The sequence below is a fragment of the Blautia difficilis genome (assembly GCF_014297245.1).
Taxonomy (GTDB): Bacteria; Bacillota; Clostridia; order Lachnospirales; family Lachnospiraceae; genus Blautia_A; species Blautia_A difficilis.
This window is the reverse complement of the sequence record NZ_JACOQG010000001.1, coordinates 306,016-328,106: the sequence shown is the minus strand read 5'-3', so window position 1 is coordinate 328,106 and position 22,091 is coordinate 306,016. Positions and strand designations below refer to the sequence as shown.

At 42.1% G+C, this 22,091-nt stretch carries 21 protein-coding genes; 1 reads left to right on the top strand and 20 read right to left on the bottom strand.

Annotated elements, in window-relative coordinates:
- Window positions 1-37: 37 nt before the first annotated feature.
- From atpH to H8Z82_RS01390, 13 genes are all read right to left on the bottom strand, one after another.
- Window positions 38-577 (bottom strand): ATP synthase F1 subunit delta, encoded by a 540-nt coding sequence (atpH, locus tag H8Z82_RS01445; protein ID WP_019162979.1) that lies wholly within the window; start codon window positions 575-577, stop codon window positions 38-40.
- A complete protein-coding gene (gene atpF, locus H8Z82_RS01440; protein WP_019162980.1) occupies window positions 574-1,077 on the bottom strand; it encodes a F0F1 ATP synthase subunit B in 504 nt (167 codons plus the stop codon). Before atpF ends, atpH begins: the two co-directional genes overlap by 4 nt.
- Before the next feature lie 118 nt (window positions 1,078-1,195).
- A complete protein-coding gene (gene atpE, locus H8Z82_RS01435; protein WP_008704968.1) occupies window positions 1,196-1,474 on the bottom strand; it encodes an ATP synthase F0 subunit C in 279 nt (92 codons plus the stop codon).
- A 131-nt stretch (window positions 1,475-1,605) separates the two neighbouring features.
- Window positions 1,606-2,364: a F0F1 ATP synthase subunit A gene (locus H8Z82_RS01430; RefSeq protein ID WP_019162981.1), complete on the bottom strand. Its 759-nt coding sequence runs from the start codon at window positions 2,362-2,364 to the stop codon at window positions 1,606-1,608.
- A 56-nt stretch (window positions 2,365-2,420) separates the two neighbouring features.
- Window positions 2,421-2,837: a hypothetical protein gene (locus H8Z82_RS01425; protein ID WP_019162982.1), complete on the bottom strand. Its 417-nt coding sequence runs from the start codon at window positions 2,835-2,837 to the stop codon at window positions 2,421-2,423.
- A gap of 20 nt (window positions 2,838-2,857) precedes the next feature.
- A complete protein-coding gene (locus tag H8Z82_RS01420; protein WP_019162983.1) occupies window positions 2,858-3,148 on the bottom strand; it encodes an AtpZ/AtpI family protein in 291 nt (96 codons plus the stop codon).
- Between the two features lie 366 nt (window positions 3,149-3,514).
- Window positions 3,515-4,624, bottom strand: a complete 1,110-nt coding sequence (locus H8Z82_RS01415) for a substrate-binding domain-containing protein (protein ID WP_186994027.1) — start codon at window positions 4,622-4,624, stop codon at window positions 3,515-3,517.
- A 155-nt stretch (window positions 4,625-4,779) separates the two neighbouring features.
- The gene (locus H8Z82_RS01410; RefSeq protein ID WP_186994026.1) at window positions 4,780-5,520 is read right to left on the bottom strand and encodes an RluA family pseudouridine synthase; all 741 of its coding nucleotides are present in this window, start codon (window positions 5,518-5,520) and stop codon (window positions 4,780-4,782) included.
- A gap of 931 nt (window positions 5,521-6,451) precedes the next feature.
- Window positions 6,452-6,577 carry a hypothetical protein gene (locus tag H8Z82_RS17535; protein WP_019162986.1) on the bottom strand — a complete coding sequence of 42 codons (126 nt, stop codon included), beginning with the start codon at window positions 6,575-6,577 and terminating at the stop codon, window positions 6,452-6,454.
- A 376-nt stretch (window positions 6,578-6,953) separates the two neighbouring features.
- The gene (locus H8Z82_RS01405) at window positions 6,954-9,212 is read right to left on the bottom strand and encodes a hydratase (protein ID WP_186994025.1); all 2,259 of its coding nucleotides are present in this window, start codon (window positions 9,210-9,212) and stop codon (window positions 6,954-6,956) included.
- 235 nt (window positions 9,213-9,447) lie between these two features.
- Window positions 9,448-10,314, bottom strand: coding sequence for a carbohydrate ABC transporter permease (locus H8Z82_RS01400; RefSeq protein WP_019162988.1), 867 nt, complete (start codon window positions 10,312-10,314; stop codon window positions 9,448-9,450).
- A 4-nt stretch (window positions 10,315-10,318) separates the two neighbouring features.
- Entirely contained in the window at window positions 10,319-11,212 is an 894-nt protein-coding gene (locus H8Z82_RS01395) for a carbohydrate ABC transporter permease (protein ID WP_019162989.1), read from the bottom strand.
- A gap of 97 nt (window positions 11,213-11,309) precedes the next feature.
- Window positions 11,310-12,668 (bottom strand): extracellular solute-binding protein, encoded by a 1,359-nt coding sequence (locus tag H8Z82_RS01390; protein ID WP_186994024.1) that lies wholly within the window; start codon window positions 12,666-12,668, stop codon window positions 11,310-11,312.
- A 446-nt stretch (window positions 12,669-13,114) separates the two neighbouring features.
- Between H8Z82_RS01390 and H8Z82_RS01385 the strand changes: the two genes are divergently transcribed.
- Entirely contained in the window at window positions 13,115-13,387 is a 273-nt protein-coding gene (locus H8Z82_RS01385; RefSeq protein WP_019162991.1) for a hypothetical protein, read from the top strand.
- Between the two features lie 13 nt (window positions 13,388-13,400).
- Here H8Z82_RS01385 and H8Z82_RS01380 read toward each other — a convergent pair whose 3' ends face one another.
- The 7 genes from H8Z82_RS01380 to H8Z82_RS01350 form a co-directional block, all read right to left on the bottom strand.
- The gene (locus H8Z82_RS01380) at window positions 13,401-14,057 is read right to left on the bottom strand and encodes a hypothetical protein (RefSeq protein WP_330607794.1); all 657 of its coding nucleotides are present in this window, start codon (window positions 14,055-14,057) and stop codon (window positions 13,401-13,403) included.
- Between the two features lie 187 nt (window positions 14,058-14,244).
- Entirely contained in the window at window positions 14,245-15,615 is a 1,371-nt protein-coding gene (locus tag H8Z82_RS01375) for a UDP-N-acetylmuramoyl-tripeptide--D-alanyl-D-alanine ligase (protein WP_186994023.1), read from the bottom strand.
- 69 nt (window positions 15,616-15,684) lie between these two features.
- Window positions 15,685-16,719, bottom strand: coding sequence for a D-alanine--D-alanine ligase family protein (locus H8Z82_RS01370; RefSeq protein WP_019162994.1), 1,035 nt, complete (start codon window positions 16,717-16,719; stop codon window positions 15,685-15,687).
- A 57-nt stretch (window positions 16,720-16,776) separates the two neighbouring features.
- Window positions 16,777-18,156, bottom strand: coding sequence for a L,D-transpeptidase family protein (locus H8Z82_RS01365; protein WP_186994022.1), 1,380 nt, complete (start codon window positions 18,154-18,156; stop codon window positions 16,777-16,779).
- 82 nt (window positions 18,157-18,238) lie between these two features.
- Complete coding sequence (locus H8Z82_RS01360; RefSeq protein ID WP_019162996.1) at window positions 18,239-19,525, bottom strand: PLP-dependent aminotransferase family protein; 1,287 nt, start codon at window positions 19,523-19,525, stop codon at window positions 18,239-18,241.
- A 173-nt stretch (window positions 19,526-19,698) separates the two neighbouring features.
- Window positions 19,699-21,012 carry a phosphodiester glycosidase family protein gene (locus H8Z82_RS01355; RefSeq protein WP_207724592.1) on the bottom strand — a complete coding sequence of 438 codons (1,314 nt, stop codon included), beginning with the start codon at window positions 21,010-21,012 and terminating at the stop codon, window positions 19,699-19,701.
- A 34-nt stretch (window positions 21,013-21,046) separates the two neighbouring features.
- Window positions 21,047-21,982 carry a DUF2971 domain-containing protein gene (locus H8Z82_RS01350; protein ID WP_186994020.1) on the bottom strand — a complete coding sequence of 312 codons (936 nt, stop codon included), beginning with the start codon at window positions 21,980-21,982 and terminating at the stop codon, window positions 21,047-21,049.
- Between the last annotated feature and the right edge of the window lie 109 nt (window positions 21,983-22,091).

Genomic DNA, 22,091 nt, shown 5'->3' with positions numbered 1-22,091 from the left:
ACGAAATGACTCCTTAATCTGTAATCCTGATATCTTCTCACATTACCATTTCATTCAGTTTCTTTGAAATGCCGGAAATACGACTCTGCACTGTACCGTCAAGCTGCACGCCTTCCAGTTCCACACGAAGTCCGGCGATTACGGATGTATCGGTCTTCTGTACCAGATACACCTGCTTTCCGCTTATTTTCTCAAGCTTCGCTTTCAGAGCCTCCATCTGAGTTTCATTGAGCTTCACTGCACTTGTTACTACTGCTTCAGCAATTCCATGTGCACTGTTATAGCGTCTGATGAACTCTTCGCAGCATCCGGCAAATTCTCTCAGAATCTTGCGTTCACACAATAATTTCAGGAAATTCACCAGATACCTCTCTGCCTGCCCTCCGAAAGCCTCTTCAATCATCTTAAGTCTCTCGTCTTCAGGAATTGCCGGTTCTCCCAGCAATTTCAGATATCCCGGATTCTCCCTGAAAATCTGTCTGACTGCGATCATCTGCTCCATGATCTGTCCATCGAGCTTTTCTTCAGCGGCAAGGTCATACAGACTTCCGCCGTAAACTCTGGCAGTTTTTGTCATGATGCCTCACCTACATTCTCAATAAACTCATCAATCAGTTTTGCATGATCTTCTTCACTAATTTCGCGCTCGATCACTTTTCCGGCAATCTCAACAGCCATACCGCCGATTTCTCCCTTGATCTCGTTGACTGCCTTACGTTTCTCCTGGGCAATATCTTTCTCTGCCTTCTCTTTCATGGCAGTTACCTGACTGGAAGCCTCTTTAAGCATCTCTTCACTCTGGATAGCAGCTGTTTTCTGAGCTGTCATCACAATGTCATTTGCCTTATTTTTGGCTTCCTGCATATTCTTTTCATATTCTGCTTTCATTGCCTGGGCTTCTTCCTTTGCCTTCACTGCATCCTGGATCTGGGCATCAGCTTTCGCTTTGCGCTTTTCCAACATCTCATTGATGGGCTTGAAGAGGAAACGTTTGATCAGATATACCTGAATAAAAAGGTTGCAAATCGTCGCTATAAAATTCCACGGCACAATTCCAACTAATTCCTGTACCTGCATGTTTGTAACCTCCTGTCTATACTTATGCGGATCATTCTCCGGCTGTTGCCGGAATTATCCACAGGTTCCATATCAGATGCCGCTTAATCTGTAATATCCGGCATCTCAGCTGTTTTTATCAGCTCAGGAAGTTCATGAACATACCAGGTGCAACGAAGATAAGTAACAGACCGGTTACGAAACCGTAGATACCTGTTGTCTCTGCAATGGCACATCCAAGAAGCATGGTAGAAGTAACATCACCCTTGCACTCAGGCTGACGTCCGATTGCTTCCAGTGCCTTTGCTACTGCGTTACCTTCACCAATACCAGGTCCGATACCTGCGATCAGCGCACATCCTGCTCCAATTGCACATCCTGCTAATGCGATACCTTTTGCCAATAACTGAAAATCCATATTAAAACCCTCCTGTTAAATAATAATCTGTAGCTTTTTCCCCTTTGCTGCGGTATTAATTTTTTCTGCTGTATTCCAGCTTTTTTTCGGTTACCACCGTTGCCGTTTTGCTCCGGCAAATCATGTTTCTGCTACTCTTCTGCTGCATTTGCAATATACATCACAGTCAGCATACAGAAAATAAACGCCTGCATAACTCCCGAGAACCAGTCAAAATAGACCGACGTTATCGCAGGTACACCGACATCAAGAATCGGTATCTTTGACAGTACATTTCCCAGTGCACCCGGGATCAGCCCCAGAAGTGCGGAACTTGCGACTGCCAGTGCCCCATAGATCAGGCCATTGATTACCACACCGGAAAGGATATTTCCGAAATGACGACACGCCATACTGACAGGTGTAGCTAGCTCGGAAAGAATATTAAACGGTGTCATAACTGCGATCGGGGTTGTAAATCCTTTTAGATAACCGCCAAATCCGCTGGTCTTTATCTTCTGTGCTGTGATCATAATGAAAACCACAACTGCCCAGGCAGCCTCAGTAGAAAGGTCTGCTGTAGGGCTTCTAAGTCCGATCAGACTGATCAGGTTGGAAACCACGCTGGTTGCAAAAAGTGCTGCAACAAATGGTATCAGGTATCTGAATCTCTCACCCATATTTCCGATTACAAAGCTGTTGGCCTTCTCTACAATGAGTTCTGCCACAGCCTGACGTTTGGAAATGTTCTCTTCTTTCAGATCATGTGTCAGCCAGATACACAAACCTGTTATGAGTATCATAACAATCCAGCTTACCACCATTGTCTCACTGATCCTTAATTGTCCGAGAACAGGCACATCAATGGGTAATGTAAAGAATATCCTTGCCCCGCTGATATCCAATTCCATACTCTTTATTCACCTCCCGTCTCTCCCGGTACTGTTCCGGTTTGATATAGAAATACCTACTTGTTAGTATGAAAAATTCCTGCAATTTTAATTCCTGTTCCGGGAAATAAAAGAGGAACGATTCCTGCCACAAAATGAAAGCACGGAGCCACGATAGCTATGATCACCCACAGCATCTGGATCAGCATTCTCTGGGAATAACTGGCTTTGATCCTCATTCTTGCTGTATCCTCATCTGTTGCTGCAGCTGCTTTCTGCACTGCAAGTCCCATAAAAAAGAAATTAAGGACTGCCACACATCCTCCAGCCGCACCTCCAAGAAATACCGTATAATCAAGCGGTACCTTCTGCGGCATAAAAACATGCAGCACTCCAAATACGATCCACATAATCACCAGTCCGATTCCGGTAATGGCAGACACCCTTCCGGTTTCTTTCTTTACGACTGGCTGAACATCATTCATAATACTCATACAAATCTCCCTTCCATCCACTATAAATGTCTGTTGAACGATACTTTATTTCTCTTCTTTCTGCTCTCTTTTCTCTGCTGTCTGTTAATAGAAAGATAAAATTTATATGCTACTGTCCCTGAACCTCCCAGGCCAAAAAAGAAGCCAGGAATAAAAATCCATCCACCAACGCCTGTATGGGAAATAAGAAACCAGCAGAACGCCAGACACAGCAAAAGCGGTGTGATAAGAGACAAGCTAAACTGAGACAACATAGTAACATTTTTAATAATCTCTGACCATTGCTTCATGCCATTCTCTTTTTTATCCAATTTTCCTCCTATTTATGACTACAAATCATCCATATCCTTTCAGTTATAAACTTATATAATCCTGTTTTCCTCTGATCACTGATTATGTTCATAATTTTATCATATCGCATGTAAAATTACAAGAAAGCTGTATAATTTTATCAAAATTTAATTATAATTTTACTATTTTTTTGTTATATTTATATCATGCACGTGATTATTTCAACATATAATATTTATTTTTTGTGACCAAATAAAAGCAAAAAAAGCACAAGAACAGTACACTTCTGTTCTCATGCTTTCTCTTTTGTATTTTTCTCTTACCGTAAATACCCGATATTCTCAATAATCATTTTTTATTCATAATCTCTCCGGAAACTGCCAGTTCTAATCTGTATAAAGATATGCACTGCTCTCCGGATCATCAAGAGTGGATGCATCGATCCATGCCGGATTGATCAGCACGTTTTTCTCTATTTTCACCGACTTTCTGGGTGCTGTGGTCTCTGCTGCCGCCCAGATTGTCTGATATCCCATAGCATAAGGCTGCTGGGAAACACAGCCAATCTCTGTTCCCTTTCTGATCGCCTCCTGTTGTTTGGAAGTAGCATCTACACCAACCAGGGCAATACTGTCACTTTCTGTACTTTTATCCATTTCCAGATATAGTTCTGTAACATCCGCATTGGTACAGAACACTCCATCCAGTGTTGGATATTTCTCCAGAACCTCCTGCATTGCAGCTTCCATATCATCAACCTGATCGGAATAAATGGTCTCCACTACCTCAATATCTCCATATTTCTGGATATTATCCATGAAGCCCTGGACTCTGTCCTGTACACTCTTTGTTTTCTCCTGAGCAGAAAATATTGCTATCTTTCCCATCTTTCCAATCGCACTTCCCAGCCTGTATGCAGCCATCTTACCTACCTGTGCATTATCTGTACCACGATATGCCCGCACCAGCTTCTTCTCAGAAACATTAGAGTCAAAAACAATAACCGGAATCCCATTCTCATGAGCTGCTTCAAGCTGTGCCTGACAGGAATCCATATCTCCTGCTGAAATGCACAATACTTCAGGATTCTCTGCAATTACCGCGTCAATAATGTTGATTTCGCTTTCCACATCCTCTTCATCTTCCGGTCCCTCAAAGGTCATGGTAATAGCATCATCCTTCTTATAACCATAGGCATCATTTATGGCCGCCACAGCGTCCTCCATGCCTTTCTTTACCATTTTCCAGTACTCTCCCTTTGTGGACTTGCTCACAACAGCAATTCTGGAACCTGCCTGAATCTTCACACTGGTGTCAATTTCAGGAATCAGAGGACTCTCATCTCCATCCTCCACTGCCTCTGCCTCAGAATCCTCTTCCTCAATAGCATCTGCTACCAATGGCTGGATAGTCTCCTCAACCTCATCCTTACTGCAACCTGACAGCATTGTCAAAGCCACTGTCATACCGATCACTGCTACTATCGGTTTCTTCATGATCAATCTCCTCTTTCTATCGCGCTACAACCGAGCGGGTAAATCATCCGTTTCACTGCTTATACACAGCCGAAAAATCAGGCTTTGTTCATTTACATAAAGCTAACATTATATCCCTTATATTATACACATTTTAAATCTTTCGTCCAGAGATTTTATATTTTTTTCACGGAGAATTCACGAAATGCCGTTCCTGTGGGTGCAACCTGAAATTTCATCTTTTTCCCTGATTCCGGATGTGTAAACTCCAGCTGTATCGAGCATAATGCCAGTGCTTCTCTGCTGTTTTTCACAGGATTATATTTACGGTCTCCCACCAAGGGCATCCCTGCATGTGACAGCTGTACTCTGATCTGATGATGGCGTCCTGTTTCCAGCCGGACCTGTACCATGCAGCGTTTCTGTCCCTGTACTTCCCTGCTTTCCAGAATCTTATAATATAAAACTGCTTTCTTCCCACCTGCTGTACCGGCAGGCACCACTGAAGAAGAATTCGTTTTATTATCCTTGCAGAGCCAGTCTGTGAGGCATATCATCTGCACTTTTTCCTCTTTCTTTGTGTCTGTGCTTTCCTTTTGCAGTACACTTTCCCTTTTCACATCTGTCACCGCCAGATAAGTTTTGGAAATCTCCCCCATCGTCATCTGTCTGTTTAAAGCCGCTGCCGCTTTCGGATTCAGAGCAAACACGAGCACTCCTTCCACCGGCTGATCCAATCGATGGATCACAGCCAGATAAGGTATCTTTCCCGGTTTTTTTTGCGCAATATAATTCTTTAGCAGGTTTTCCAGATCCATACTCCCCACACGCCCACTCTGTACTGCAATCCCTGCCGGCTTATGGCAGACCAGGATATCCTTATCTTCATATAAAATACATTCTCTCACATCTTTCATCTATATATAATCTCCTTTATAAAAGCAGTAAATATCCCAAAAATTATACCTCAATCTTCATTTTCACGCAACGCCAGTTTCACTCCAAGATGGTCTGCCGCAAAACATGCAAAATAAAAAACCACGCCAGGCGTGATTTTTTCAGGCAAACTCAAAGACGGTCATCACTTTTTACTCTACCAGATTTCAAAAATGATGACCGCCTCAATGTTCTTCGTTATTCAATTTATTTTCCTCTTAGTATTCTTTCTATATTATTTATAGACTGTTCTACAAGATTCGCTATTCAATTTTTAAATTTCAAATCTTAAAATTCTTCTCTGATTTCCTGCTCATAATCCAAATGATATGTAATCATTGGTCTTACTTAGAAAGTTATATAGATTTTAATTATAATTTCACGGATTATAATTAAAAATTGGAAATACTGGATACACTTTTTCATCTTTTATATAAGCAATTATAAATTTAACTTCTTAAACTCATAACCGTTTATGTGTTTATACTTTATCATCTCATCCGAACCAGGTTTTTCAAATACAATATTTCTATTTTAATTCAAGAAATCTGTCATCCTATGTAAAGTATTTTGAAAAAGTACCTTCGTAATTCACACTCAATATCTGAATCCATTATTATATGGAAGATATTCTTCTGATGCAAAGCTTCAATCTATATCCTAAAGTTACTGATATACATCTCAAAGTATCGTTCTTACCTTCAATCTATCTGTTCCCTGAAACTCAGCTTTCAGGCTAACTATTGAGATAAGGGTTATACTCTTTTAATAAATATTTCTTTACATATTTATCAAAATCTCTGTACCAGGTCTGTGACAGTTATTCAATATAAGTTATCGCTTCTATAATACTCTGGATACAAATTCTATTCCATTCTGAAAAATAATTTCATTTGTTGGAAAACCGTTTCATCATCTTATGTATCCGGTCTTTCTGGCAGGAAATGCGATATCTGCCACTCTTATATTGATTAAGTCTGTAAATTCATTTCCAACGGAATCACCTAACCCTTCTAAAATAATTTCATCCTTCTTCATTGTAACATTTATCTATACTATGAATTGAATGAATTTCTTTTTTAAGATTTTGTTTCCTGTTTCTTTTTGATGAACTTATAATACCATCATAATTTGTATTTGTCAACACATTTTTCTAGTTATTTTCATATTTTTTATCTTATTATTGTTTTATTTTTATTAATTTCATAATTTCTATATTTATCTTATAATTTTCTGACTTTTTAAGTTTCCAAGATTTGATCCCGGTCAAACGGATATTCGCAATCTGCTTCGTTACTTGCTCATAACCGTTCATTCCGCTCTCAGTAAAACGCTTTGCGGGATATTGCCTATGAACAATAACGACAAAATCAGAAATGCAGCCGCTTCCCAAACGACTGCATTTCTTTATTATTTATTTACGATTATAATTGATCAGACATCCTTTAAGGATAATCTCTCTCTCATCATCTGTAAGCTCGCCCAGAGTCACCTCAAATTCTTTCAGACCTTCCTGTCCGACTACATATCCTTTGATCACATCTGCCTTATTCTCCACAGCCTGACGGATTTCCGGGAAAAACAGGTAATCCCCATTCACAAACGGAAGCTTTCCTTCCTGGATCAAAAATGGAAGCATGCCCCAGTTGATCAGATTCGAACGATATCTCTTTGTTGCATATTCATTTGCCACATTTGCCCATCCTCCAAGTACTTTCTGGCAGGAGGCAGCCTGTTCACGGGCTGAGCCGTCACCAGGTTTCACAGCAAAAATGGTACTTCCAACTCCCAGATTTTCTTTGCTGACCTTCGGATAGGATTTCTTGATTACTTCCATCACCGGTTTCAGCTCCGGAAGTGCTTCAGCCGGACATTTACCCTCTTCAATTGCTTTCTGAGCAATCTGGACTTCCTTGGCGCGGCCTACATAAGCCGGATCCTTTCTGGAAAGGGTAAATTCTGCCAGTCCCAGAGGATTGGAGCGGTAGGAAGAAGTCTCACCGGAAGGAATCAGTTCATCTGTGGTAGTAACCGGATCATGGATCTCAGAAACAACCTTCACAATAAGATTCTCCGGAAGTGCAGACATCTTTGGCCAGTCCTTAATATTGGGACCAAACTGGATCTCTACAGACGGATCAGCTACACCCTTGCTGTCAAAAACACGATTTTCATAAATAGTCTTATCAAAGAAATATTTCTGACCTGTATATCCTCCGGCATATTCCTCAGCAGAAGTAAGGAATCCCTTATTAGCAGCTGTAGCAGCTATAGAGCGGGCATCCATAAGTGCCACAGAAGAAATCTGGCCATTCTGGATCTTAGAGCCTTCACGGTTCGGGAAATTCCTGGTGGTATGACGAATGCTGAACGCATTGTTTGCAGGTGTGTCACCAGCCCCAAAGCACGGTCCACAGAAAGCAGTCTTAACTACAGCACCTGTTTCCAACAGATTAGCCAGAACACCATTTTTTGCCAGTTCCATATAAATTGGAGTACTTGCCGGATAAACACTTAACGTAAAAGCGTCTGCACCAATGCTCTTGCCCTTCAGAATATCTGCTGCAGCACAGATATTTTCAAATCCGCCGCCTGCACAGCCGGCAATAATTCCCTGATCTACATACAGTTTTCCATCAACCACTTTGTCTCTGAGTGTATATGGTACCTTACCATCCAGACTTATCTGAGCTTTTTTCTCCACATCTGCAAGAATATCATCCAGATTGGCTTTTAACTCGTCAATGGTATAGGTATTACTTGGATGGAACGGCATTGCGATCATAGGTTTGATCTCTCCCAGATCAATCTCCACACATCCATCATAGTATGCAGTTTCGCCTGGTTTCAGTTCTTTATAGTCCTGACTTCTGCCGTGAATCTCATAGAATTCCTGAATTTTCTCATCTGTCTGCCAGATAGAAGAAAGACAGGTTGTCTCTGTAGTCATAACATCCACACCAATACGGAAATCAGCACTTAAATTTGCCACACCAGGTCCTACAAACTCCATAACCTTATTCTTCACATAACCATTGGCAAAAACCTTACCGATAATAGCCAGAGCAACGTCCTGAGGTCCCACACCAGGTCTGGGTGCTCCCTTCAGATAAATAGCAACTACACCCGGCATATTAATATCATAGGTCTGGGAAAGAAGCTGCTTCACAAGCTCCGGTCCGCCTTCTCCCATTGCCATAGTTCCAAGAGCACCATAGCGTGTATGGCTGTCTGAACCGAGGATCATTTTCCCCCCTGCTGCAAGCATCTCTCTTGCAAACTGGTGAATAACCGCCTGATGAGGCGGTACATATACGCCGCCATATTTCTTGGCACAGGTAAGTCCAAACATATGATCATCCTCATTGATCGTCCCGCCTACTGCACAAAGAGAATTATGACAGTTAGTCAACACATAGGGTACAGGAAACTTCTCCAGTCCGGATGCTCTGGCTGTCTGAATAATTCCCACAAAGGTAATATCATGGGATGTCAGTTTATCAAATTTAATCTGAAGCTTCTCCATATTTCCGGAAATATTGTGGGATTTCAGGATTGAATAAGCAATCGTATTCTCTGCCGCCTTTTCTCTGAAAACAGACAGCTTTGCCTCAGTCTCCGGTACAATCTCCTTACCATTCAGCAGGTAAACACCGGTATCATATAATTTCATAATATATCCTCCTTTTCCTGACTTTCTCCGAAAGTACACTTTTATACGGTAATTTGCAGAAATTTAAACTTAATTATAGGTTATCTGAAGCAAATAATCAAGTGCCAATCCGAAACAAAAGAAATCCTGTTACCGCGAACGGAGCAAACAATAAAGAAATCCCCCGGAAAGGAGTTACACACACCTTCCAGGGGACTCTTGGCATTAGTTTATGAATAGCAGAATCTGTGGCAGATCAGCCTTTGACAGCTCCTGATACCATACCTTTGATAATCTCCTTGCTAAATGCAAAATACAGGATTACTACCGGCGCCATAGTGATCAACATGGCAGCCATCTGCTTCGGATAATCCGATGCAAACTGTCCCTTGAACTGTGTCAGGGCAAGCGGCACAGTCTGAAGACCAACATCCTTGATCAGAACCAATGCGAAAGAAAACTCGTTCCAGCAGCTGAATACCTGAATGATTGCAATAGTTGTAAGAATCGGACGGCAGATTGGAAGAATAATCGTCCATAAAGTATGGGTAAAGTTACTTCCGTCAATTGCCGCAGCCTCTTCCAGCGATACCGGAATAGATTTCACATAGCCCTCTACCAGGAAAATACCGATAGGAAGGCCAAAGGATACATACGGAAGAAGCAAAGTGAACCATCTGTTGTTGATTCCGCATTTCTGGAATACTACATAAATAGGAACCAACAGAGAATGGATGGGGATCAACATACCCATCAGGAACATGATATACAGTACACGGTTCAGTTTAAAATGAACACGTGCCAGAATATAACCTACAATAAAACTGAATATAATAATAAGAACAATAGACACACCTGTAGTTCTCACACTGTTTAACATAGACTGTCCCAGATGGTAATCCTTATTAGAAAGGATTTTAATATAATTAATCAAAGTAGGGTTCTTTGGAAGCCCCATAATATCTGCATTAAATACTCGTTTTTCCTTCAGTGAGGAATACAGCATCCACACAATAGGGAAAATACAGGAAAGAGAGAAAATAAGCAGGACCGCATTTATGATCACAGCTGCAATTCCTTTTCTCACTTTGTGAGTTGCCGGTACATTTGCACTTGAATTCATAAACCTACGCCTCCTTTTCCCTGGTGAGATATTTGATCAGCGCCTGAGAACCGCCGATTACCAACAACGACAGTACAAAGATTGCTACTGAAATACAGCTACCATAGCCCATGTTACTCTGATTAAAGGAAACCTGGTATCCGTACATTGCCATAACCATGGATGCCGTACCCGGGCCACCCTTTGTCATAACATAAATATTGTCGAAAGCTTTCATATTACCAGCTACACAAAGGGTAATACATACAAGCATTGTGTTCTTGATCAATGGCAAGGTAATATACCATGCTGTCTGAAGTCCATTCGCTCCGTCAATCTGAGCACTTTCAAAAATTTCCGTATCAATAGAAGCAATGGCTGAAAGAATAATTACCATATAATAACCTATGTACTGCCAGATCAGAGGAATTGTTACACAAAGCATAACGATTTTCGGATTATTCAGCCATACCTGACACAAATCTGCACGTCCGATTGCTTTCAGGAACCAGTTGATCAAACCATATTTGTTATGATAGATCATGTTCCAGATCAAACCAATACATACAGCTGCGATCGTACTTGGGAAAAATCCGAAAGTACGGTGCATACCTTTTAATTTTGTTGCTTTTGCATTAACCAGCAGAACCAGGAGGAAAGCAATGCCAACCTGTCCGATGATACATGCGATTACCAGATAAATATTATGCCCAAAAGACTGCCAGAAAGTAGAATCATGGATCAGCTGAACATAGTTTGCAAGTCCGTTAAAGGTTTTTACAGGGCCGCCCTTCCACTCAAAGAAACTATATACAAGAGCTGTTACCAGCGGAACAAATACCGTAAAAATAAACATTGCAACCGGCAGGCACAGATATAAAATAAGAGTTTTAGTTTTAGGTTTAATTGTCGTCAACATATGCTGCATCTCTCCTTTCTACACTCAAAAACCGCTCCGCCCACCGCAGTGGGCAGAACGGTCATTGCTTATAGATTTTTATTCTTATTTATATAATCTATTTATAGTTCTCTTCATATGCTTTCTGAGCATTTGCAGCTACATCTTCCGGAGTCATATCACCATTCATCATAGTCTGAAGATCTGTGTTAAGAACATCCCATACAGCGCTGTTGATGTAGGAGTCATAAATCTCGCATTTTGTTGTATCAACATAAGAGTAGTTGTAGAAGTCCTGTGTAACCTGGTCGAATTTGCTCAGGTCAACATCGTCTGTCTTTGTTAATCCGCTAAGTGCATAGTTCTCTGCTACATAAGAGGAGAATGCAGGTCCTGTAAGTTCCTGTGCAAGGTCAATAGCTGCTGCTAATTTGTCAGCATCGTCAGCAACCTTAGGATTGATTGCTACTGCATATCCAAGACCGATGTTCTGAGAATCAGGATCCTCTGTTGCATCTGCAGGCTGTGGAAGAACTGCAAAGCCGATGTTGTTATATTTTTCTTCATCGCTGTCTTTCAGAGTTGCTGCGATATAAGATTCATCCCAGTTACCACCGATAAATGCTGCTGCATCACCGGAAATATAGTACTCACGTGCATCTTCGTTTGTTACAGAGTTGAAGTCCTCATTAAAGATCTTGGTTTCTGTGAACAGGTGCTGTGTTTCTGTCAGAGCTTTTACAAATGCTTCGTCAGTAAATTTGGAACCGCTGTTGTCGATCAGACCCTGGAACCAGTCTTTACCTGTATATCTGTCACCTAAAGTAGAAAGGAAATCGCTGTTTGCCTGCCATTTTCCACCATTACCAAATGCAACAGTATCAATACCCTGCTCCTGGAAATATTCGGAAGCTTTCTCAACATCTTCCCATGTAGATGGGAATGTATCGTATCCTGCTTCTTTCCACATAGCCTTGTCATAGATAACTACTGTACAGGTACCACCTGTCAGTACTGGATATCCATAAAGCTTATCGCCAACCTTAAATGGTGTAAAGTAATCCTGATCATATTTATCATAATACGGAGAAGCTTTGATTGTGTCTGTCAGATCCATAACCAGTCCCTGCTCAGCCCATGCCTTGGTATTCATACCCTGAAGTAAGAATACATCCGGAAGGTTATCTGCTGCTGCCAATGTAGCGATCTGTGTTTTGTATTCTGCATTTGCAAGAACATTTTCGTTCAATGTAATGTCCGGATGAGCTTCCTGCCATGCTGCAAGAGTTGTACGGAATCCATCAGATCCACCGTTTCCTTCAGACTCCTCTGATGTGGAGTAATGCATGATCTCAAGTTCACCCTTGTAAGCCAGATCATTCTTTGCAACTTCTGTAGCTGCGCTTACGCCTGTAGCGCCTACCATTGATACAACTGTTGCTGCTGCAAGTGCAACTGCCATGACTTTTTTCTTCATTGTGTGTCCTCCTTTTAAAATTAAAATAATTTCGTTCCTTTTGGTGTGTGTGCTTCTCAAATCCAATTCTCGAAACACCTTTCGATTAAGTTTTCCTTGATTTGTTTTACTTAATCGTTTTCTTTCCTTTATTAAACCTCATATCTACTAATTTGTCAATGCTTATTTTGCTTAAATTATGCGTTTCGTATAATTCGCTATATTTTTAATCTGTTTTATTATGCACTTTTACTTTTCTTCATTTTCGCAAGAATTTTATCCGTTTATATTTTTTGACTATTTTCGCTTTTTCCAACTATTTATCCGAACTTTAGCTTAATCGTTTTCGATACTGTTTCCCATAGCTTTTCTTCCCTTTACTGTCTCCTGTTTCTTTACATTTTGCCTGTAATCCTCTATACTGTTTTCATCACTATCTGCAGACAACAGAATCAGGGAGGCAAATTATGTTTCGTTTATGGGGCAAAATATGGAAAGATAACCGTTTATTAAGAGATACTGTAATATGTGACGATTCTCAGGATACCAGAACCCACAAAATATTCCGGGGGCTGGAATCCGTCTGTTATGAAATGGATCTGGGAAATCCTATCTGGCTGGACTCCACTGTCAAGGATTTCCAAAAACATGACAAAGCCAGATTTTATCAGGATAACTTCATTGAACAGATTGATTTTGATTATCTGGAGATCCAGGTTATAGAAGAGGACGGTCAATAGGCCGTCCTCTTTGTCAATCCATAAACTCCCGGATGATTTCTCTCATGATCTCCTCTTCCTCAGGAGTAAGCATTCTGCTGAAATGGCTTCCTGCAGCCGCAGTCTGCCGGATACTCTCTGCAATATGTTCTACAATTTCTTCTCTGGAAGCCTCATCCGGCTTTCCTGCTGCCGGAGTTTCCTCTGTCCAGATCCTGACCTGCTCCACATAATCAGAAAGTGTATTCATAATAAGCTCCTCCTTATAGGTAAAATCCAAAGCCTGGCGAAGCAGCAAAAGAGCTGCCGGTACAATTGCCCCTACATAGAGATAAGCAAGAGGCACCCCCTTCTGCCCGGCACCGGTAGCAGTAAGGGAAATCGCAGTCACCAGGAGAGCGGTACAGAAAAGGGAAGGGTACCATACCATACGATTCATCCTGTTCAGAAGCCTGTCCCTGGTTCTCCATAAATTCATCCATTTCTCTTTGAGATTTGATTTTATCCCTGTGTTTTTTCTGATCAGTCTTCGATAAGTAAGATGTGTTGTCAGCATCCCTGCTGCTCCCAGGCCACCCAGGGCAGCCATTGCATAGAGCAGAAGATGCAGATTCATGACCTTCTCCGCCATAACATCCTCCTTCTGATTCTGAACTGCAGTCATTCCGTAAAATTCCTCTTCCCGTTTCACAGTCTCAAGGTATTTTTCGAAATCTCCATAAATGTATTATACCTCTGTCACAGCCCCCGGGAAACTAAATTCGTTCGTCAAATTCAGCCACAAAAATACAGAACCTGCATATAAAGCAGATTCTGCATCTATTCCTGTCTATTTCATTTTCTTCAGCACACACCAACCGGTATTTGCTTTTCCTCTTTTACATTTTCTGTAATGCTTCAACAACTTCCTCAAACTTCATAAAATGAGATGCTTTTACCAGAATCGTATCCTCTTTCTGTACATATTTTTTCAGATGAGCCAGAAGGCTTTCTCTGTCTGGCTCATAAATCACCTCCAGGGAGGGATTCGCCTCAGCTGCTGCTTCTGCCATATTCTTGCAGAGTGCACCTGTACAGATCAGTACATCTATTCTGCATTTACCGGCATGCTCTCCCACTTCCCTGTGAAGCTCCGCCTCATTGGTTCCCAGCTCTCCCATGTCACCAAGGATAGCTACTCTACGTCCGGCTCCGTCCTGAAGCACATCCAGGGAAGCCTTCATGGACATTGGATTGGCATTATAACAGTCATCCACGATCAGGAATTTCTCTGTCTCAATCATTTTAAAACGTCCGCTTACCGGCTCCAGGCTCTCAATTCCGGCCTTGATCTGCTCCGGTGTCAGTCCATAAATCCTGCCCACAGCTGCCGCTGCCAGGGCATTATATACCATATGACGCCCTGGCATAGGAATATCCACTGTAAAAACAACATCTCCCATATGTATGGTACAGGTCATTCCCTTTAGTCCACGGCTGATGATCTGATCTCCATATACCTGGCATTCTCCATTCATCCCAAAAAATACCGGTGAAATTCCCTCATAGTCTTTTACTGTAGATAGCTTATCATCGTCTCCGTTTAATACAATATGGCCGTCTTTCTTCAGAAACTTGAATATTTCCGTCTTAGCACGCAGTACACCATCTCTGTCTCCCAGATTCTCCAGATGGCAGGTACCGATATTAGTGATCACACAGGTATCCGGTCTGGCAATCCTTGCCAGCCTGGTCATCTCTCCAAAATCACTGATTCCCATTTCCAGCACTGCCAGTTCATCCTCTTCCCGCAGACGGAACACAGTCAGGGGCAATCCCAGTTCATTATTAAAGTTTCCCTGTGTTTTCAAAGTGCGGTATTTCTGGCTGAGTACAGAAGCGATCACTTCCTTGGTGCTGGTCTTGCCTACGCTTCCGGTAATCCCAACTACCGGAATCTGAAGCTGCTTCAGATAGAATTCCGCAATGTCCTTTACTGCCTGAAGGGAGGATTCCACCACAATATATGGAAAATCCGCACTTTCCAGTACATGCTCAGACAATGTTGCCAGCGCTCCTGCTTCCATCACCTGAGGGATAAATCTGTGGGCATCTACCCTTTCTCCTACGATAGGCACAAACAGACACCCCTTATCTGCCTTTCTGCTGTCAGTAACAACAGACTGCACCTCTTCCTGCATTTTGTCTGCCGGTCCATAATAAGTGCCTCCGCAGACCTGTGTAATATGTTCCAGAGTTAAATTCTTCATAATATCTTCTTTCTGTTTTCTCTTCTTTTGGATTCTGTTGGCTTCTGTCCTGACAGCTCTGGCTCCAGACTACTGATACTTTCTCAGAGACACTTCGATCAGTTTCTCACAGAGGGTAGGGTAATCAATTCCAAGTACTCCGGCTTCCTGAGGGATCAGACTGGTAGGTGTCATTCCCGGCAGGGTATTGGCCTCCAGACAGTACATATCCCCGTTTTCCTTCATCATGAAATCCAGACGGCAGTATCCCTCCATAAACAGAGCCTTCGCTCCTGCCTCTGCATAATGCTGCATTTTTTCAGTAAGCTCCGGTGAAAGCTCTGCAGGACAGGTCTCGATGGTAGATCCGGCCTGATATTTATTTTTATAATCATAGAATCCCTGTATGGGAGCAATTTCTATGACAGGATATGCTTTCCCGTCTACTACAGCCACTGAGAACTCACGTCCCTTAATATATTCCTCAATAACTACCTCGTCCTCATAGGAATAGGCATCCTTCAACGCCTGCTCATATTCCTTCTGGTCATTTACAATATAAACTCCCACACTGGAACCGCCGCAGCAGGTCTTGACCACTACAGGGAATTCCATTCCCAGCGCCTTCAGATCTGTGGTCATCTGAGACTTTACCATAGAAACTCCCCTTGGTGTAGGTACATGGTTCATCATAAACATCTGCTTGGTGATTCCCTTGTCCATAGCCATTGCACTGCTAAGATATCCTGTTCCTGTATAACGGATTCCCATCAGATCAAAAGTGGCCTGAAGTCTGCCATCTTCTCCATTGGAGCCATGCAGTCCCAGAAAAACAATGTCTGCCATTTCACAGAGCTTCAGGATATTTTCCCCGAAAAAGCTTCTGCGTTCTTTTTTCATAGTTTCTATTTTATCATCAAACCCGGACATATATGCGGAGGCAGCGTCCACATCATATTCCTCAGGGAAAGGATTCTCCCAGTCTACATTCTCCACTCCACAGAAAACATCTGCAAGAATTGCCTGATGTCCTTTCTGGCGCAAAGCCTTACAAATACCAGTTCCGGATATAATGGAAATGGCACGCTCTGTACTTGTTCCTCCAGCCAATACAACAATCTTCATTTTATTCCTCCTTATAACACATGCCGTTATTATAATACGATTGCGCCAAAATAACAACTATCCATAAATGATAACCGGAGTATTTTTCTCCACTGCACTGTAAATGATCTGAACCTGATCGGCCGGTGCACAGATACAGCCATGAGTTCCCTCAAAATCATAAATCTGTCCGCCAAATTCTGTTCTCCAGGGAGCATCATTGATTCCCAGGCCACCACCAAAAGGAATCCAGTAATTTACAGATCCCGGATAATCCTCTCCGGGTACTGTATATCCGGATATCTTCTCTCCTGTGGAATAGCAGCCCACAGGGGTAGAACAGTTGGGAACATTGGGATTTCCGGTAAGGATCTGTGCATCTGCTGTAGGAACTCCGTCTTTGTAATATACCATCCTCTGGGCAGTAAGACTGATTTCTATATAGGTATATCCGATATCATTGGTTTTACGGCTCAGTCCCTCATGGGCGTACTCCGGCTCCCTTACCTGGGTTTTGCCTTCTTTGATCAGCCCTGTCAATGCCTTTACCTCTGCTTCCTGATCGATCTGCCATCCATAATTACCGCCCTCTACTGTAATTTCCTGTCCGTCATAGGTATGAAAGGTTCTGCTATTACCAACAGTATCGTACTTTTCGCTCAACCCCCTCACATAGGCAGTCACCTGCTTTTTGTCCAGAGTATAATTACCTTTTTTGTCTTTCTTCAGCCAGTTTTTAATCGTCTCTCTGTCTACAGTCTCTGTGCGGTCATCAAAATCATAGGTGATCACCACATCTGTCAGCTTATTGATCTGCTCACAGTTTTTCACCAGCATTTCATCATTCTGATAAACAGACGGTTTCTTATAGCAGCCGCTTTCTTCCAGATTTACAGCCACTTTTCCGGTAAGCATAGCATCCAGGATTACCTGGCGGGTCTTTTCCGGATCCAGGGCTGCTCCCTCTACCTCAGGAATAATGATAAATTTATCATCTTTTTCTGCAATATATGCATCCGAAGGCTCCGTACTGTTCTCAGGCTGCATGCATTTCAGAGCGGCAACTGCCGTTTCTTCCTTCTGTTCATCATACTGGATCGAAGATGGGATCTCATAGTCCTGATGCTGATTAAAAGCCAGGAACCAGCGGAAACGCTGCTGTTCCTTTACCAGCTGGTTTACACTGCCGTCAGACTTGTAGGAAAGCCCTGCATCCTGGGCACTGATGCTCTCCTGTCCGTTATTTCTGGTTTCCACAGCCAGCACATAAGCGCCGATCCGTTCATCCAGAAGCTTCTCTGATTCCTCTACCGTCATATAGGAACAGTTAAATCCATTTACCATAGAACCAGGCAGGAAATGACTGGTAAAATAATAAACCCCATATCCATAAGCACCTGCTGCGAGCAAAAGCAGGATGATGATCAGGCTGATCAGAATTTTTTTCCGGGTACTCATTTTTCTCCCCTTTCCAACTACAACCGCCCGGCACACAAAAATATGCCGGGCAGTTTATCGTTATCGTAAATTTTTATTCAGTTCAGGCATTCTCCAGAAGCTTTTCCACACTTGCAAGTTTTACACAAAGTACAAATACTTCCGCTGCTTTTCCAAGCTCTTCCGGAGTCGGGAAGCTTGGTGCGATACGGATATTGGAGTCTTTAGGATCCTTTCCGTATGGATAGGTAGCACCTGCTCCTGTCAGTACAACGCCTGCCTCTTTTGCTTTGGCTACGATTGCTTTTGCACATCCTTCCATTGAATCAAAGGAAATGAAGTATCCACCATGAGGTTTTGTCCACTCACCGATTCCAAGACCACTGAGTTCTCTGTCCAGTGTATCCAGAACCATTTCAAATTTCGGGCGGAGAATATCTGCATGCTTTCTCATGTGTGCATGAAGTCCCTCCAGATCCTTGAAAAATCTTACGTGACGAAGCTGGTTTAATTTGTCATGTCCAATTGTCTGGATCTGCATATAGCTGCGGAAATCTGCCAGGTTTGCTTTGGAAGCTGCAACTGCTGCAATACCGGAACCTGGAAAGCTTACTTTGGATGTTGATGTGAATTTATATACAAGATCAGGGTTTCCTGCTTTTGCACATGCCTCAAGAATTTCTACAAGGAAATCCTGATTATCATCATAGAGATGGTGGATGCTGTATGCGTTATCCCAGTAGATACGGAAATCAGGTGCTGCCGGTTTCAGTCTTGCAAAGCGTTCTACTGTTTCTTTGGAATATGTGTAACCCTGGGGATTAGAATATTTCGGTACACACCAGATTCCTTTGATTGCTGCATCTTCGCTGACAAGTTTCTCTACCATATCCATATCCGGACCCTGTGGAGTCATTGGTACGTTGATCATTTCGATTCCAAAGAATTCTGTGATCTTGAAATGACGGTCATATCCAGGTACAGGACAGAGGAATTTTACTTTGTCAAGTTTACACCATGGTGTATTTCCCATTACGCCGTGAGTCATGGAACGTGCAATGCTGTCAAACATTACGTTCAGGCTGGAGTTTCCATAGATGATAATGTGTTCCGGGTCTACTTCGGACATTTCACCGAGAAGACGTTTTGCTTCCGGAATTCCGTCGATGACTCCATAATTACGGCAGTCTACACCTGTTTCGCATTTAAGATCTGAGTCACTTCCTAATACATCCATTAATTCCATGGAAAGATTAAGCTGATCTGCTGCCGGTTTTCCACGTGACATATCAAGGGCAAGTCCCTGTGCTTTGATGTCTGCGAATTCTTTATCCAGCTGTGCCTTGAGTGTAAGCAGTTCCTCTTTACTCATGTCGCTGTATTTTTTCATAATATTCCTCCTTGTTCTGCCATAGATACAAACGGCTATTCCGCAAAGGGCAAGCATTTGTTTTTCCTGCGGCAACATTTTTTACACTTTTTACATTTTAGTATGGTAAATCGGGGATTGTCAAGTGTTTTTGGCGAATTGTTAATATAAATCAAAATATGTATGTCTCGGCATTATCGGGTAAAGTAGAGGAAATCGGCGCAGGGGCGCTGAGTATTTCCGATGAGTTTGTTCATTACTTTTCCATTGAAGTATAATGTTGCGGAGCCACCGCCATCCAGGTTGTAAGCATAGGTACAGCCATAGGATTTAAAAATATTAACCATATCCCAGTGATTCAGTCCTGAGTAATTTCCAGTGTCTGTTACAAGGAGTACATAATCATTGGGCTTTACCATCCCCACTGCTGTACGGGGATAATATTTCTCTGTTTCTGCCCACGGCAGCTGTGCTGCGCCATCCTTGATCAGAATCGGCCCGAAGTTATAGGTATCTTTTACACCGGCTGCCAGCAGATCTTTTCCCATAAGGCCCTGAGCAGGGGTATAGATCGTTCCGTTATTTTTAACTGCCATAACAGAATAACTGGTCATATAGTTGCCGTAAATGATTCCGTTTTTGATGCACATTCCAAGTGGAGAAGGTTTTCCTGTCCCATAGTCAAAAGCACTGCCGTTTACCCCAATGATTCCGCCATTGGAGGATACTGCTGAGGAAGTAGTCTGACGTTCCCCTCCGTAGGTTCCGTTGGAAAGTGCAGATCTCAGCTGTTTGGGACTGGCAGTTTTTATATGCGCAGCCCAGTAAGAAATACCGTGGACAGATTTACGCTCCAGCTTAATATTCAGGGTGCCGCTTTTATATGTATAGGTATTTCCGCTCTGACTGACTGTTGGCTTTGCATCTGAAGATTTTACACGCTGTCCTTTGGCATTGACATAATATTTTCCTACCCAGGTATTCTTTGCCATAGCTCCTGTTTTCTTGCTGAAATAGTAATAGTATTTTCCTATTTTCTGCCATCCCTTTGCCATGGTGGAATTGCTGAGAAAATAATATTTTTTTCCATACTCAGTAAGCCACTGGCTGGCGATGGCCACACCGGATTTATTGAAATAATAGGTATATTTATCTCCCGTTGCCCAGCGATTACGGAACATAGCTCCATTTTTACGGTTATAATAATATTTGTTGCCGGAACGTTTCATCCATCCAGTGAACCGTTTCCCATTGGAATTGCTGTAGTAATAGTATCCCTTGTATTTGAAAGAACCGCAGATGAGACGGCCTTTGGAGTTGTAGAAATAGTAGTCTCCGCCTATTTTCTGCCATCCGGTTTTCTTAGATGTAATACTGACAGAGGTTTCATTCTGTTTGACGTAGGCTGCTGCCTGTACGGAGGCTGTACTCATAAAAATTCCCGCTGTCAGAAATAATGCCAGCATAAGAAATACTGCCAGTTTCCTGAAAAATAATTTTCCTTTCATTTTTGTCATCTGCCTTTCCCCGATGTATGATACTTTAACGATAAGTTCCCTGTGATTTATTTACCTGACAACCCGGAAGGCCCAGTGTAGCCAGATAAAACTCCATATCCCGCTGTGACATCAGACATTTCGGCCCTATGACAACCTCTCTGACCAGCTTTTCAAAGCAATCTGAAAAATCAAAGTCCACATAGGATATGAGCTGATTTTCCTTGACATAATAAGAATAATTGTGCAGGCGGGCTCCCTGGGAAAGCTTAACCTCTCTTCCCATGAGAAATTGCTTTGGAGAAAACTCACATAAGCGGATTTCACTTTCTTCTCTGAAAAAAGGATTCTTCATATAAACGGATTCCTGAAATAATTCCATAAACTTTCTCTCAAAACAGCTCATAACATTATCAAGCAATTCTATTTTACAGTCCTGGGAGTTCTTAGCATTTTCCGGATATTCCCTTTCTTTCTGCAGCATTTCCTCAATTTCAGCGATCAGTTCCTTCACGATCTGATGCACAACCTCCCGCTGCTCTGCCTCAGAATAACTAATCTTATGTAATGACACAATAGATGGCTTCGAAATCTCCGGTGAGACTGTGGTAATCTCCTTCAGCACATCCAGATCAAATCCGATGGCAGCTCCCCGTCCGTCATCTGCATACCCGCGCCACTGGCTGAGCAGATCATTCTGATAGGAAAAACAGGTTACATAATATCTGAAATCCGCATAATTTTCATCAAAAAATTCATCTGCAAATAACTTCACATAGCCTCTGAACCTCTCCGGTGAAATACAGGCTTTGAATAAATCCGAAGTATTTTTATAAGCTTTTTTAAATTCTGCTTCATAATATCGACAGATCCAGCTGATCTCCATGGAATCATTGGATTTCAAAATATTTGTCAGACGAAGAGAGCGATTTTTCAAAATAGAATTAAATGAATCCAAACTGCAATAGTGATATACGATCATATCTTTCTCCTTCTGTAAATAGTCCATTCTTTACGTAAAACAACAATAAAACAATATTATTATATCATAAACATTTTACAATTCTGTAAACTTAAGGAAACATTGCAAT